This window comes from Noviluteimonas caseinilytica (assembly GCF_018406605.1).
In the GTDB taxonomy this organism is placed as follows: Bacteria; Pseudomonadota; Gammaproteobacteria; order Xanthomonadales; family Xanthomonadaceae; genus Noviluteimonas; species Noviluteimonas caseinilytica.
Genome location: NZ_AP024545.1, coordinates 3,016,721 through 3,031,216, shown reverse-complemented (window position 1 = coordinate 3,031,216; position 14,496 = coordinate 3,016,721). Strand labels below are relative to the sequence as shown.

Below are 14,496 nucleotides of genomic sequence, written 5' to 3'. Positions count from 1 at the left end.
ACACAAACCACAAAAAGTTGGGGGTGTGTGCAGCGGGTTCCCGGCCGGATAAGGGTGGATGGCTAGAACGGGAGGTCTGGCCGGATTTGAAATGACCCGGTAAACCTCGCCTCTTGCTTCAGAGCAGCTTCCACCAACAGCCTGGTGCGGCTGTCGCTGTTCAAGAAATCCGCGGTGTCATCGTCGACGTCGACTTCGAGGATGATTCCACCCGACTCATCTGGCATTACGAAAAGTTCACTGACCCCTTCCTTCAAGCCCTCCGACGAAAGGCGATAGTTGAATGCATGTATGAGTCTTTTCCTCAGGACCGTTGCGAAGTAATTTTGAACGGCACGATTGCTCGCGATGGATGTGTACGACTCATTCAGAAGCAAATGCAAATGCTCGCTGTTGTACGTGGCAAGAGACTCCATCTCACCGATGAACCAATCAACCTTGTCGGCGCCAACGAAATGTACCTGCGCGTCCAAATGACGCTTGCGGACCATGTAGCGCGTGAGCAGCAGCAATTGGTCAATCTCCACAACATTCGGTGTCTTTTCAGAATGCTGCACGTCAACCATTGGCGCATCAACAATGACAGCGAGTCGGAACAGGTAGATTCGTTTCCCTGCGAAGGCACGCTGAGCAGCTCGATCAGGGATCGCTTCAATTTCGTAATCGAGCGCCTTCATTAGGCCAGATATTGAATTAAAGATCGGAGAGTCGTTTCGGCTGGCAGCCTCTTTCCTCGTACCTTCGGGGCTTCCGCCCTGACGGGGACCAGGCGGCGCAATCACCTGAAACGCAAAAACGTCCCGCGTGATGTTGAACGTCACGGCCTTCGCTTGGCGATTTGACTCAAGGTAATTGCTTCGCCAGTCGCTGGAGCTCAGGAACGTTCGAAGGGGCTCGATGTCAGTCCAGTAGTGAACCGGCTGCCACTCGATGTTCGGGTCCTGTCCCCGCTTGTCGCGCGACAGGAAGGCCCAGGTTGTCGTGCGCTCCTTCTTGCAGCTCGCCAGAACGGTGGTTACAAATTCGTAACCTTGAACTTCGAACACTCTGTAAGCGATGAGGTCGAGTTCGCGAGCTTTGCCGTCGGTGTCGTCGACGTAGTATCGGTTGCTAATTACGCTCCAACCGTTTGCGCGAAAGCGCTCGGTGACCATGTGCTCCAAGGGGTATCCGGTCGCCTCGATCGCCTTCTTGACATCCTCCGGATCTACGGGTTTTCGCACTGGTCCCCTCCAACTGACAGCGAAATGCGTCCAATGCGCGCAACCTTAACCGAAGCGACGACCCAGGCTCGGAGCTGCGGGCGGGCCACCAAGCGTCAACTGGCGAACGGACCAGTGTTCCACGTGTACCCATCTCACGGACCCGTTGAAATTACATAACGTTGGTCCCGGCCTGTATCGTTCACGGCCATGCCCGCACCCTCAGCTACCGCCAGCCTGATCACTAGCATGCGGCACTCCCGCGCGCTGGCGATCCTCGTGCTGCTGTTGCTCCTGCTGCGCATCGGTTCGGCCTCGGCGTGCGTGCAGCACGAGCTGGCCGATCTCGGCATGGGGACGCCCGGCAAGGCGTTGGTGGATAAGCCTGCTGACGCTGCGGGCGCCGACGGCGTAGCCATGCACGCGAGCTGCACGCACTGCAACTGCCACCACGCGGCGGCGGTGCTCATGGCGATCGCGACGCCAGCCGCCATCGCCAACACCAGCGTGCTCGGCGATCGCTTCGACGAACATGCTTCGGCCCCGTTGCCCTTGACCCTCCGGCCACCCATCGCCTGATCGACGACGTCTCCGGTCCCTCGGCCCTGCCGAGGTCCTGTCGATCCTGAGGGTTTCCCAATGCACTTTGTTCGCATGCCGCGACGACGGTCTGTCGTGCGGTTGCTCGTTGCCGTCATGGCATCGGGCCTGCTGTTCGCCGCGTACGCGCAGGAGCCTGCTCCGCGGGCCCCGGCGCCGATCCGCGACGCGATCCAATCCGCGTGGCGACAACATCCGACCTACCAGTCCACCGAATCGCAACTTGCTGGCGCGCGCGCGCGTCGGGACGCGGCTGGTCGTCCGCTTTACAACCCCGAGCTCACCTTCGACTACGACGACGAAGGCACGGACAAGACCGCCACCGCCGGCATCAACCTGACACTCGACCTGGCTGGCAAGCGGCGCGCTCGGGAGTCTTCCGCTACAGCGCGCGTCGATGAAACGATCGCGCGTGTCCACCTGCAACGGCGCGATTTCGTTCGGAGCTGGTTCGCAGCCATGAGCGATTGGCGCATGGCCACGGAGCGTACTAAGACCGGCGAACGCCGCGTGGCGCTCCTCGCGCGCTTCGCGGACCTCGCCCGGAAGCAGTTCGCGGCAGACGACATATCCGGGCTTGAACGCGATCTCGCGCTCCTTGCACGCGACGAAGCCGAGGCCGAACAGGCCACGCTGCTTGCCGAGCAGGCGCAGGCCGAGGCACGGTTCCGAAGCGTCGGTGGCGATACCGCATTGGCGAACCTGCCGGACGTGGTCCTTCCCTTGCCGGCCCGCGGTGAAGGCGCCGACGACGCGCCCGAAGTCGAAATCGCGCGGGCAGCCGCAGCCGGGGCCGAGCGCGACATCGCTGTCGCTCGCAAGGCACGCATTGCCGATCCCACCGTTGGCGTTCGGGGTGGTCGCGTCGAGTACGACGACCTGGCCCGCGACAACGTCGTTGGCGTGACGTTGACCGTGCCGCTGAACATCCGCAACACCTATCGCGCCGAAGTCGTCGCCGCGGAGGCTGACGCCGCCGTGGCGCGCGCGGAAGTCGATCGCATCGCACTCGAAGTCGCCGCCGAGCGCAGGCGCGCGATCGACAGCTACGGCACGACGCGCGCGGCGTGGTCGCGTTGGAAGGAGAGCCGCGGCACCGATGTCACGCGTCGGGAAAATCTCCTGGAACGCCTGTGGCGCGAAGGTGAGCTCTCCACCGCCGACTACCTGTTGCAGCTCAAGCAGACCCTCGACACCGAACTGGCGCGCGCGGAGCTGCAAGCCCGAGTCTGGCGCGCCTATGCCGATTACCTCGCCGCCACCGGCCAGCTCGAACGCTGGGCCGGACTGGAAGGCACCCCATGAGAACGCATTCGATGGAATCGATCCGACCCCTGAGCCTGCTGGTCGCCGCTGCCTTGGCGATCGCGACGTCCGCCTGCACGCAAAAAGAAGCAACGGACGCACACGAAGAAGAAGCCGAAGGACAAGAGGCCAATGTGCTTCGCATGGACGCCGCCGCGCTGCGCGCCGCGGGTATTCGCCTTCAACACCTGGTGCCCGCGAGCGGTGGCGAACAGCTCCGCGCTCCCGGAGAGGTCCTCGACGACGCTTACGGCACGACCCTGATCACGCCCCAGGTGCAATCGCTCGTCGTGCGGCGCCACGCCAAGCTGGGCGACGAAGTGCGTGCCGGCACGCCGCTCGTGACGCTGACGAGCATCGAGGTCTCCGACGCGCAGGCGGAACTGCGTATCGCCGAGCAGGAGTGGCGGCGCGTGGAGGCGCTTGGCCGCGAGGCGGTCGCCGGTCGCCGGATCACTGAAGCGAAGGTTGCGGTCGACCGTGCGCGCGCGAAGGCACAGGCATACGGCCTGCCCGGCACCGCGCCGGGCGGCGTCAATGGGCGATTTACCTTGACCGCACCGCACGCCGGTCGCATCACCGAGGACGACTTCGTGGTCGGTGAGCGGATCGAGCCCGGTCGCACCCTGTATCGCCTCGTCGATGAATCCATCGTCTGGGTCGACGCCAAGTTGCCGTCCGGCACTGTGGCGCGCGTTGCCAGCGGCAGCCCCGTGATCGTCGTGGTCGACGGTAAACGCATCGAAGGCAAGGTTCTGCGGGCCGCGCATCGCACCTCCGAAGCCACGCGCAACGCGGTGATTCGCATCGAAGTGCCCAACCGCGACGACCTCCTGCATGGCGGCGACTTCGTCGACGTCTACCTCCAATCCGCCGAAGTCGGGCGCCAAACGCTGTCCTTGCCGACCGACGCGCTCGTGCAGATGGGTGGTGACACGGTCGCCTTCCGCCGCAACGCGGCCGGCGCGATCGAACCCGTGCCCGTTCGTGTCGGTGAAGTCGTAGGGGATCACACCGTGATCGAAGAGGGTCTGAAAGCGGGCGACCAGGTCGTCGTCGCCGGTGCCTTCGAGGTCAAGTCGCAGCTCCTCAAGTCGCAACTGGGAGAAGGTCATGGTGACTGACCAGTCTTCTTCCTTGGTGGGAGGCGCGCCATGTTGAATCGCCTCGTTGAGATCTCGCTTCGCTACAAATTGCTGGTGGTGATCGCCTTCCTGGTCGTCGCCGCCCTGGGCGTCGCCGCGGTGCGCAGCGTGCCCATCGACGCCTTCCCCGACGTAACGCCAGCGCAGGTCAATGTCTACACCGAGTCGCCCGGCCTCGCCGCCGAAGACGTCGAGCAGCTCCTGACGACGCCGGTCGAATCGGCGCTGGCGGGGTTGCCGAAGGTGCAGGAAATCCGCTCGGTCAGCTTGTTCGGCCTGTCCTACGTCGCCGTCTACTTCGACGACGACATGGACACCTACTTCGCCCGTCAGTTGGTCAACGAGCGCCTGCAGGAAATCGGCGACCGGCTTCCCGAGGGCTACGGCAAGCCGTCGATGGGGCCCAACGCCTCGGGGCTTGGCCAGGTCTACTGGTATACGGTCGAACGCGCGCCGGGTGTCACCAAAGACCAGGTCAGCGACATGGACCTCCGGACGTGGCAGGAGTGGACGGTGCGGCTGATCCTGCGCACGGCCCCTGGCGTCGACGACGTCACCTCGTGGGGCGGCGGCGAGCGCGAGTTCCAGATCCGCATCGACCCGCAAAGGCTCTACGCCCGCGGGCTCGGTTTCGGCGACGTGCTGTCCGCGATCCCGGCCAACAACGGCCAGGTTGGCGGCAACGTGATGGACGTCGGGCGCGAGCAGTTCCTGGTGCGTGGACTCGGCCTGCTCAAGACCGCCGATGACATCGGCGCCATCGTCCTGAAGTCGGAGGATGGCGTGCCCGTTTATGTGCGCGATGTTGCGCAGGTGATCGAAGCGCCCGCGCCACGGTTCGGTGCGGTCACGCGCGACGGCGAGGAGGTCGTGCTCGGCATGGCGCTCGCGCGCATCGGCGAGAACGCGAAGGAGGTGGTCGAAGGCGTCAAGGGCAAGCTTGACGTGGTCCGCGCGGCATTGCCGAAGACCATGGTGCTCAAGCCCATCTACGAGCGCACGGACCTCGTCGACAAGGCAGTGGGCACGGCAGTTCGCGCGCTCGTCGAAGGATCGCTGCTGGTAGCCGTGATCCTCTTCCTGTTCCTCGGGGATTTACGCTCGGCACTCGTCGTGATCGTGACGCTACCCCTCGCCATGCTCATCGCCTTCATCGGCATGGGCCAGTTCGGGTTGTCGGCGAACCTGATGTCGCTCGCGGGTCTGGCAATCGGCATCGGCATGATGGTCGACGGCGCGGTGGTGATGGTGGAGAACGCCTACCGCATCATGGCCGAGCGCCAAGCGCACGGAGAAAGGGTCGACCGAACGTCCGCGGTGCTGGCGGCCGCGAAGGAAGTCGCCAACCCGATTGCCTTCGCGATCCTGATCATCATCGTGGTCTTCTTGCCCCTGTTCTCGCTCGAAGGGCTGGAAGGGAAGATGTTCAAGCCCATGGCGTTCAACATCGCCTTCGCCATGGCTGGCTCAATGGTGTTGAGCCTGACGCTGATCCCGGTGCTGGCGTCGTTGATCCTGAAGCCGAAGGAAGAACGCGATACCTGGTTGGTCGCAAGAATCAAGCGCGTCTACAACCCGCTGCTCGACAAGGCGCTGTCGAAGAAGCGCACGGTCGTTGTCGGCGCGGTGGTCTCACTCGTCGCCAGCCTCGCGTTGTTCCCGTTCCTGGGCAAGGAGTTCATGCCGCAGTTGCAGGAGGGATCGATCATGTGGCGCATCACGGGCATCCCGTCGACGTCTCTAGACGAATCGATCCGCACGAGCAAAACGATTTCGGATGCGTTCAAGCAGTTTCCCGAGGTCGACACGACCGTCGCTATGATCGGCCGCGCGGAGAAAGGCGAAACCGCCGACGTCAACTACATGGAGATTTACACGGCGCTCAAGCCGGAGGATGAGTGGACGGCGGGCCGCGACATCAAGGAACTCGAATCGGCCATGCAGGAAACACTGGAAAAGGTGGTGCCGAACGTCGTGCCCGGCTACACGCAGCCGATCCAGATGCGTGTCGAGGAACTGATCTCGGGCGTGCGCGCCACGTTGGCCCTCAAGTTATACGGCGAAGACCTCGGGGAACTCGACCGCTTGAGCGGGCGCATCAAGTCGGTGCTCGCCAAGGTACCGGGCGTTGCCGACCTCTCGTTGGAAGCGAACATCGGTAAGCCGCAGATTCGCATCGCGGTCGATCGCGACGAACTCGCGCGCCATGGCATGAATGCCGAGGAGGTGCTGACCATCGTCCGCAACGGCGTGGGCGGTGAGCCCGTCAGCGTGTTGCTCGACGGCGTGAAGCGCTTCGACATCGCCGTGCGCCTCGGGGATGACGCGCGCGCATCGGTCGAAGCACTGCGCCGCATTCCCATGCGGACGTCGAGCGGTGCGATCGTGCCGTTGTCGGAGGTCGCCGACGTGAGTGTCGGCGAGGGCTATTCCTTCGTGCGGCGGGAGCAACTGCAACGGTACGCCGTGATCCAGATGGATGTGCGTGGCCGCGACGTGGATGGCTTCGTAAAAGAGGCCAACCAGGCGATCCAGTCCAAGATGCAGATGCCGCCCGGCTACTGGGTCGAATGGGGCGGTGCGTTCGAGAATCAGCAGCGCGCATTGGCAAAGCTCGCCCTGATCGTGCCGGTGACGATCTTCTTCATCTTCATCCTGCTCTACACGGCGTTCAACTCGATCAAGTACGCCGCGCTCATCCTGGCGAACGTGCCTTTCGCGACCATCGGTGGGCTCATCGCCTTGTTCGTCACGGGCCAGTACCTGTCGGTCCCTTCCGCTATCGGGTTCATTGCCGTGTTCGGCGTGGCCATGCTCAACGGCATCGTGCTTGTCAGCTTCCTCAATGAGCTGCGGGACAAGGGGCTTTCAGTGCGCGACGCCGTGTTGCAGGGCACCGCGCTGCGGCTGCGGCCGGTGCTCATGACGGCCAGCGTGGCGATCCTGGGGCTCGTGCCGATGCTGCTGTCGACGGGGGTGGGCGCTGAAACGCAGAGACCCCTCGCAACGGTCGTGGTCGGCGGGCTCCTCAGCTCGACGTTCTTGACGCTGGTCCTGCTTCCCGTGCTGTACGAATGGCTCGAAACGCGAGCCGCCCGCCGTACCGCGCGCACATCAACCGGAGCATCACGATGAAATTGATCAAGGCGTTCGTGCACCGCTCGCGGGTGTCGGACCTGATCCACGCCCTCGGCGCCGCCGGCTTCCAGCGCTTGAGCCTCTTCGACGTGAAGGGGCTCCTTCGTGCGCTGGATGCGCGCGAGCAGGAGTACTCGGTGCAATTAGGTGACCTCGTGGTCAGCGAGGTGCAGATGGAGCTGTTCTGCGAAGCGGAGCGGGTCGAGCAGGCGGTGGAGCTGTTCCGGCGCGTTGGATGGACGGGGCGCGGCGACGCGGGGTGGGTGTACGTCATCCCGGTCGATCAAAGCGTCGCCATTGCACCGGCGGAGGGCACCTGACATGGGCGCTGGACACGATCACGGTACGGGTGAAATCCAGCATGAGCGACCGCTGTGGTGGGCCTTCGGGCTCACCACCGCGTTCCTGATCGCGGAGGTCGCCGGCGGTCTCATCACCAACAGCCTGGCGTTGCTGTCGGATGCGGCGCACATGGCGACGGATGTCATCGCGCTCGCAGTGTCGCTCTTCGCCGTCCGCCTCAGCCGGAAGCCTGCGGATGAGCGCCGTACGTACGGCTACGCGCGGATGGAAGCCATCGGCGCGATGATCAACGGCGGGCTGCTGTTCGTCGTCGCGGCCTACATCCTCTGGGAAGCTATCGGAAGATTTCGGAACCCACCGGACGTCGCATCGGGCGGCATGCTGGTGATCGCTGCGTTCGGCCTCGTGGTGAACCTGATCTCGATGCGCTTGCTGAAGGCCGGCAGCGGCACGAGCCTCAACGTGAAGGGCGCCTACCTGGAAGTGTGGAGCGACATGCTCGGGTCGATCGGCGTCTTGATCGGCGCGCTGATCATCCGCGCCACGGGCTGGACCATCGTCGATCCGATCATCGCGGTGCTGATCGGGCTGTGGGTCCTCCCGCGCACCTGGACGTTGCTGCGCGCCGCCGGCCACATGCTGATGCAGGGCACGCCGAGCGACATCGACATCGACGAGGTGCGAACGATGATGCAAGCGCACCCGTCGGTGACGCTGGTGCACGATCTGCATGTTTGGTCGATGGGTTCGCGCGAGGTGATTCTCACCGGCCACGTCGTCGTCACCGACGTCGCCGTAGACCTCGATGACGTGCGGCGCAGGCTGGCCGCAGCACTGGACGAGCGCTTCGGCATCGAGCACTCGACGCTACAGATGGAGCGGAGCAGGGAAGAGGGTGACCACTTGCATTCCTAGTGGTTGTTCTGTGGTCGGATGAGCGCCGACGCCAAACCTATCGCGGCCAATGCGCCCGCGAGTTGAGCGCCTACGAACGCTGGCACGTCCACGAGGCGAATGCCGGCGAACGTCTGCGTCAACGCGCGCGCGAACGTGACGGCGGGGTTTGCGAAGGACGTGCTGGCGGTGAACCAGTACGCTGCGAAAATCCATGCGGCGACGAGCGCCGGTAGCGCGGCAGGCCGATGGCGCGCGCCGAGGAGGATGGTCAGCAAGAGCCCGAAGGTCGCGACCCCTTCGCTCAACCACTGCGACGCCCCGGTGCGCGCATGCGTGCCGGGTTGCAACAGCGCCTGGTCGAACATCGCGTGCGCGACCGCCACGCCGACAACCGCAGCGATGACCTGCACCGCGACGTAGGCCACGGCCGTGCGCGTGTCGACTTCGCCTCGGACGCGCATCGCCAGGGTCACGGCCGGGTTGAAGTGCGCGCCCGAGATGGGGCCGAACAACACGATCAGGACGTACAGCGCGCCGGCCGTGGCCCCTGCGTTCGCGAGCAGCGCGACGCCGTCGTTTCCGCGCGACAGCGCGACGCCCATGATCCCGGAACCGACGACGGTGGCGAGGAGGAGCGTGGTGCCCAGGAACTCGGCGAGCAGCCGACGACCGAGTGCGTTCACAGCGACGCCAACAACGCGCGGACGCGCTCGCGGATGTCGTCGCGGACGGCGCGGTACTCATCGCCTTCGAGGTGCTTGGGGTCAGGCAGGGCCCAGTCCTCGCGTCGCTTCGCCGGCACCCACGGGCAGGAATCGCCGCAGCCCATCGTCACCACCGCGTCGAACTCGCCCGAAATCTCGTCGAGCGACTTCGAGCCGTGCGTGGTGAGGTCGTACCCCAGTTCCGACATTGCGCGGATCGCCTTCGGATTGATGACGCCGGATGGGGCCGACCCCGCGCTCAAGGCGTCGACGTCGGCGCCGCCGATCATGCGTGCGAAGGCTTCCGCCATCTGGCTGCGGTTGGAGTTTTCGATGCACACGAACAGGACGCGCTTCACGAGGTCGACCCTTCGTCGGCGATGGCATTAAGGCGCTGCTCGCGGGCCATCTTGTCCAGCGTGTGCAGGGGGAGGGCGAGCATGAGTTCGATGCGACGTCGCAGCGTCAGCCACGCATCGCGGAACGCATGCGGATCGCCCGACGCGGCGGGGTCGGGCACACCCCAGTGCGCCATCGCCGGATGGCCTGGCCACACCGGGCAGGATTCGCCGGCGGCCTTGTCGCAGACGGTGATGACGAAATCCATTGTCGGCGCGGCTGGGCCGGCGAACTCGTTCCAGCTCTTGCTGCGTAGTGTCTCGGCGCCGAGGCCGAAGTCGCGGATGGTTTGCAGCGCGAGCGGATGTACTTCGCCCGACGGATGGCTTCCCGCGCTGTAGGCGCGGAAGTGCCCTTGGCCCATCGCGTTCAACAGCACTTCGGCCATCTGGCTGCGCGCGGAGTTGCCCGTGCACAGGAACAGGGCGTTGTAGGTGGTGTCCATGTCTGCGCCCTCAGCAGCACGCGGCGGCGGGCGAGCAGCAGGACGTGCCCTTGTCGACCTTAGGCTTGATCTCAGCGACGTTCGGCGTGCATGCCGCGCCGTCGGTCGCGCAGGCGGCATCGCCCGCGTGGTACGTCGTCGCCTCGCCGAACGTGTGGAACGTTTCCCAGCGAGTGCCCTGCGGGTCTTCGGTCCAGTTCTTGTCGGAGCGCGCGTAGCAGCAGATCGTCGCCTCCTCTGGAACCACGGTGCCGCCCGCGGCGTCCAGGCGTTTGCCGAGCGCGACGAGCTCGTCGCCGTTGTCGACTTGCAGGCCCAGGTGATCAATGCCCGTTGCGCGCCCGGTATTGGATATCGCGAAGTTCACGCGCGGGTCTTCGAGCATCCACTTCGCGTAGTCGTCCTTCACGACGGTGGGCTGTGTGGCGAAAAGCTGCGAATAGAAGCGGATGCTGGCGGCGAGGTCGGCGACGTTGAGGTGTACGTGGAAGCGGTTCACTTCGGGGCTCCTTTCTTGCGTGGCTTGCAGGCGATGGGTGTGGGGCCGCAGTCCGCGGTCCCGGCGCAGCAGTTCTCGGTGAGGTAGGCGATCAGCGCGTTCATCTGGTCGTAGTTCGCGCGCACGCGGATCACCCGGCCCTCGCGCTGGTCGACCACGAGCCCGGACCCACGCAGCACGTTGAGGTGCGCGGTCAACGTCGCGGCGGGGAGGTCCAGGTGTTCGCGCAGTTCGCCTACCGGCATGCCGTCGGTGCCGGCCTCGACGAGGCGGCGGAACGCGCGGAGGCGGGACTCGTGACCGAGGGCGGAGAGGCTGGCGAGGGCGGATGGCATTTCCATGGTTCCGAGAATATCGAAATATGGAGCGAGGTCAACCCCTGGCGAGCGTCGCGGGTTCAGGTGTTGGACGGCGAGGCGCGGTAGGCCAATGTCGCCGATCGCAGGACGCGAAATGCGGACCGCAGGAACAGCAACAGGAGCGCAATCGCCACGACGATGTCGGGCCATCCCGCATCGAACACCCACACGGCGACCGTCGCGACGATGACGGCAATCCCCTCGAAGACGTCGTTGCGCGAGCACTCCCACGCGGAAGCCATGTTGACGTCGCCGGCACGGTACGGATTCAGGAGGCGCAGGCAATACAGATTTGCTGCGAGGTTGAGGATCGCGGCGACACCCATGCCTTCAAAGATTGGCACCGTCGGGTGCGCCAGTCGCCATCCGATCTGAATCGCAACGCCGAGTGCGGCGCACGAAATGAGCGCCCCTTTGAATACGGCTACACGAGCCTTGGCGCGCGCTCCGGCCGCGACAACAGACAGGCTGAGTGCGTACGTTACAGCGTCGCCGAGGTTGTCCAGCGTGCCTGACAGGAGCGCCGATGATCGGCTGTACCAAGCCGCGCCGACCATCATCCCGAAGGTCGCGATGTTGATCAGCATGACCGTGCGGAGGACGCGCTTCTGCGCTTCCTGCATGGCCTTGATATCGAGGTCGCAACCGCAGCAATCGCCCACTCCGGGTCTCCTCAACTCGTTGATTACCAATGTGGCCGTCGGCAGACGCGCCCAGTCAGTATCCGGCACAGAATCCACATCCCGCCGCGGAAGCATACTCGCGCTCGCCGGGCGCGGAGATGGCGGGCTTTTGCCGCGCGCTCCTGTCGTCGAGAGTCTCACTTCTTGGCGGTGCGGCCCACTACGAAGCGAGGTCGTCGAGGATCGGACACTCCGGTCGCGCATCGCCGTGGCAACGGCGCGCGAGGTCTTCGAGCGTCCGCTGCATCGACTGCATTTCCGCGATCTTTTCCGCCAGCGCTTGCGCATGCTGGTGCGCGAGCTTCTTCACGTCTGCGCTGGCGCGCCCGCGGTCGTCCCACAGGCCGAGCAGGTTCGCGATTTCCTTCATGGAGAAGCCCAGCGTGCGTGCGCGCTTGATGAAGCGGATGCGGTGCAGGTCGTTGTCGGTGTAGATGCGGTAGCCGGCGAAGGTGCGGCCCGCCTCCGGGATCAGGTCGATGCTCTCGTAGTGCCGGATCATCTTCGCACTGATTCCGGTGAGCGCGGCGGCCTCGCCGATGTTGTGGAAGCCTTGCGACTTGGCGTCGGCAAGTTCGGGGCGTGGGGCTTTACGGGGCATGGAAGAGGTCCTCACGGCGACGGCGACCAGCGGCGCAGCAACAGGGTATTCGACACGACGCTGACCGACGAGAAGGCCATCGCGGCGCTGGCAATAACCGGGTCGAGGAGTCCCATCGCGGCGAGCGGCAGGCCGACGACGTTATAGCCGAACGCCCAGAACAGGTTCTGGTGAATCTTGCGCGTGGTGCGGCGGGAGATGTCGATGGCGTCGGCGACCAGGGATGGCTCGGAGCGCATGAGCGTGATGCCGGCTGCGTGCATCGCGACGTCGGTGCCGCTGCCCATCGCGATGCCGACGTCGGCGGCGGCGAGGGCGGGCGCGTCGTTGATGCCGTCGCCGACCATGGCAACGCGACCGTCGCGCTGCAACTCGCGCACGACGTCGGCCTTGCCACCCGGGAGGACTTCGGCACGGACTTCGTCAATGCCTAGCGCGCGTGCGACGGTCTCGGCCGCGCTGCGATTGTCGCCGGAGATCATGATCGTGCGCAGGCCCATGCCATGGAGGCGCGCGATCGCTTCTCGTGCCCCGGGGCGCGGCTGGTCACGGAAGGACAGCAAGCCGAGAAGTCGAACACCAGCGTGCGTACGCTCGGCAAGCCAGGACACCGAATGGCCCGACGAGGTGAGCACAGCTTGACGCTCCGCCAGCGGTGACAGGTCGACACCTTCCTCGCGCATCCACAGGGTGCTCCCCAGGAAGAGTTCGCGGCCTTCAACCGAACCACGCAAACCGCGACCCGGGACAGCCTGAACATCGTCGGCCGTCGCCACGACCTCGTCGTATGCGGCGACCACGGCCTTCGCAAGCGGATGCTCGGACCCCGACTGCATCGACGCGGCGAGGCGCAGAAGTTCACGCGCATCGCCGTCGACGGCCGCGCGCTGGGCGAGGACAGGTTTGCCTTCGGTCAGTGTGCCGGTCTTGTCGAACGCGACGATCGCTACGTGCTTGGCGATTTCCAGCGCCTCGGCATCCTTGAACAGCACGCCGGCGCGCGCCGCGACGCCTGTGCCTGCCATCACCGCCGTCGGCGTCGCCAGGCCCAGGGCGCACGGACAGGCGATGACGAGCACCGCGATCGCGTGCAGGATCGCCGCGCTCCAATCGCTGGTCCCAAGGCCCCAGGCAGCGAAGGTAACGAGCGAGATCCCCACCACGACGGGGACGAACACGGCGCTCACCCGATCAACGACCTGTTGGATCGGCGCCTTGCGCCCTTGCGCTTCCTCGACCATGCGGATGATGCGGGCCAGCACGCTTTCGGAGCCGACCGCCGTCGCGCGCAATACAACGCGACCATCGCCGTTGATGGCGCCGCCGGTAACACGGTCGCCGACCTCCTTTGCCACCGGCAGCGATTCGCCCGTGACCAGCGATTCGTCGGCATGCGTGCGGCCTTCGACCACATCGCCATCCACGGGGAAGCGCTCGCCGGGACGCACGATCACGACGTCGCTGGTGACGACCGCGTCGATCACAAGGTCTTGCTCGACGCCGTCGCGGATGACGCGCGCCGTGCCCGGCCGCAGCGCCTGCAACGCTCCTATCGCCTCAGTGGTCTGTCGCTTCGCGCGTCCTTCCAGCCACTTGCCGAGCAAGACCAACGTGGTCACCGCGGCCGACGCCTCGAAGTACAGCGGCCAGTTGCCGTGGTGACCTGGTGCGCGCAGCAGGTTGAACAGGCTCAACCCGAATCCCGCCGACGTGCCCAGCGCGACGAGCAGGTCCATGTTGCCCGTGCCTGCGCGCACGGCCTTCCACGCTGATTTGTAGAAGCGCAGGCCGAGCCCGAACTGCACCGGCGCAGCGAGTGCCAATTGCCACCAGCCCGGCAGGCCCCAGTGCAGCCCGAAAGGCATGGCTGCCATCGGCAGCATGAGCGGCAGCGACAAGACTGCGGCGACGATCAGGTTGCGTGCTTCGGTCGACATGCCAGACACCGAGGCCTCGTATTCGGGCATGCGCGGGTTGGCCGCTTTGACGGCGTATCCGGCATCGACCACCGCGGCGTGCAGCGCCTCATCGGCTACGTCGTCATCGACGTGGACGGACGCTCGTTCCGTGGCCAGGTTGACGGTGGCCCCGACCACGCCAGGCACCTTTCGCAACGCGCGCTCGATGCGGGCCACGCAGGACGCGCAGGTCATGCCCTCGATGGCGAACTCCATGGTCCGCTGCGCTGCGTTCGAGGGGACGGCGATGGCGTTCAT

15 protein-coding genes are annotated in these 14,496 nt (G+C 65.4%); 6 read left to right on the top strand and 9 right to left on the bottom strand.

Annotated elements, in window-relative coordinates:
• Nucleotides 1–62: 62 nt before the first annotated feature.
• On the bottom strand, nt 63–1,163 hold the full coding sequence (locus tag LYSCAS_RS14810; protein ID WP_213434813.1) for a hypothetical protein: 1,101 nt from the start codon (nt 1,161–1,163) through the stop codon (nt 63–65).
• A gap of 288 nt (nt 1,164–1,451) precedes the next feature.
• On the opposite strand from LYSCAS_RS14810, the gene LYSCAS_RS14805 reads away from it, so the two are divergent.
• The 6 genes from LYSCAS_RS14805 (at nt 1,452) to LYSCAS_RS14780 (ending at nt 8,608) form a co-directional block, all read left to right on the top strand.
• Entirely contained in the window at nt 1,452–1,781 is a 330-nt protein-coding gene (locus tag LYSCAS_RS14805) for a hypothetical protein (RefSeq protein ID WP_213434812.1), read from the top strand.
• Nucleotides 1,782–1,898: 117 nt separating this feature from the next.
• On the top strand, nt 1,899–3,107 hold the full coding sequence (locus tag LYSCAS_RS14800) for a TolC family protein (RefSeq protein WP_213434811.1): 1,209 nt from the start codon (nt 1,899–1,901) through the stop codon (nt 3,105–3,107).
• Between the two features lie 11 nt (nt 3,108–3,118).
• On the top strand, nt 3,119–4,231 hold the full coding sequence (locus LYSCAS_RS14795) for an efflux RND transporter periplasmic adaptor subunit (RefSeq protein ID WP_213434810.1): 1,113 nt from the start codon (nt 3,119–3,121) through the stop codon (nt 4,229–4,231).
• Nucleotides 4,232–4,261: 30 nt separating this feature from the next.
• Nucleotides 4,262–7,387: an efflux RND transporter permease subunit gene (locus tag LYSCAS_RS14790; protein WP_213434809.1), complete on the top strand. Its 3,126-nt coding sequence runs from the start codon at nt 4,262–4,264 to the stop codon at nt 7,385–7,387.
• Nucleotides 7,384–7,710 carry a P-II family nitrogen regulator gene (locus LYSCAS_RS14785; protein ID WP_213434808.1) on the top strand — a complete coding sequence of 109 codons (327 nt, stop codon included), beginning with the start codon at nt 7,384–7,386 and terminating at the stop codon, nt 7,708–7,710. Before LYSCAS_RS14790 ends, LYSCAS_RS14785 begins: the two co-directional genes overlap by 4 nt.
• A gap of 1 nt (nt 7,711) precedes the next feature.
• Complete coding sequence (locus tag LYSCAS_RS14780) at nt 7,712–8,608, top strand: cation diffusion facilitator family transporter (protein ID WP_213434807.1); 897 nt, start codon at nt 7,712–7,714, stop codon at nt 8,606–8,608.
• On the opposite strand, the gene LYSCAS_RS14775 is transcribed toward LYSCAS_RS14780, so the two are convergent.
• From LYSCAS_RS14775 to LYSCAS_RS14740, 8 genes are all read right to left on the bottom strand, one after another.
• On the bottom strand, nt 8,605–9,273 hold the full coding sequence (locus LYSCAS_RS14775) for an aquaporin (protein ID WP_213434806.1): 669 nt from the start codon (nt 9,271–9,273) through the stop codon (nt 8,605–8,607). The two genes, LYSCAS_RS14780 and LYSCAS_RS14775, sit on opposite strands and share 4 nt — an antisense overlap.
• The gene (locus tag LYSCAS_RS14770) at nt 9,270–9,653 is read right to left on the bottom strand and encodes an arsenate reductase ArsC (protein ID WP_213434805.1); all 384 of its coding nucleotides are present in this window, start codon (nt 9,651–9,653) and stop codon (nt 9,270–9,272) included. The genes LYSCAS_RS14775 and LYSCAS_RS14770 overlap by 4 nt, the downstream gene beginning before the upstream one ends.
• Nucleotides 9,650–10,138 (bottom strand): arsenate reductase ArsC, encoded by a 489-nt coding sequence (locus LYSCAS_RS14765; protein ID WP_213434804.1) that lies wholly within the window; start codon nt 10,136–10,138, stop codon nt 9,650–9,652. Before LYSCAS_RS14765 ends, LYSCAS_RS14770 begins: the two co-directional genes overlap by 4 nt.
• Nucleotides 10,139–10,148: 10 nt before the next feature.
• Nucleotides 10,149–10,637 carry an ArsI/CadI family heavy metal resistance metalloenzyme gene (locus LYSCAS_RS14760; RefSeq protein WP_213434803.1) on the bottom strand — a complete coding sequence of 163 codons (489 nt, stop codon included), beginning with the start codon at nt 10,635–10,637 and terminating at the stop codon, nt 10,149–10,151.
• Nucleotides 10,634–10,972 carry an ArsR/SmtB family transcription factor gene (locus tag LYSCAS_RS14755; RefSeq protein WP_341868563.1) on the bottom strand — a complete coding sequence of 113 codons (339 nt, stop codon included), beginning with the start codon at nt 10,970–10,972 and terminating at the stop codon, nt 10,634–10,636. The genes LYSCAS_RS14760 and LYSCAS_RS14755 overlap by 4 nt, the downstream gene beginning before the upstream one ends.
• A gap of 62 nt (nt 10,973–11,034) precedes the next feature.
• Nucleotides 11,035–11,619, bottom strand: a complete 585-nt coding sequence (locus LYSCAS_RS14750; RefSeq protein ID WP_244858571.1) for a cation transporter — start codon at nt 11,617–11,619, stop codon at nt 11,035–11,037.
• Nucleotides 11,620–11,839: 220 nt separating this feature from the next.
• Complete coding sequence (gene cueR, locus LYSCAS_RS14745) at nt 11,840–12,280, bottom strand: Cu(I)-responsive transcriptional regulator (RefSeq protein WP_213434800.1); 441 nt, start codon at nt 12,278–12,280, stop codon at nt 11,840–11,842.
• Nucleotides 12,281–12,291: 11 nt separating this feature from the next.
• Nucleotides 12,292–14,496: a heavy metal translocating P-type ATPase gene (locus tag LYSCAS_RS14740; RefSeq protein ID WP_244858570.1), complete on the bottom strand. Its 2,205-nt coding sequence runs from the start codon at nt 14,494–14,496 to the stop codon at nt 12,292–12,294.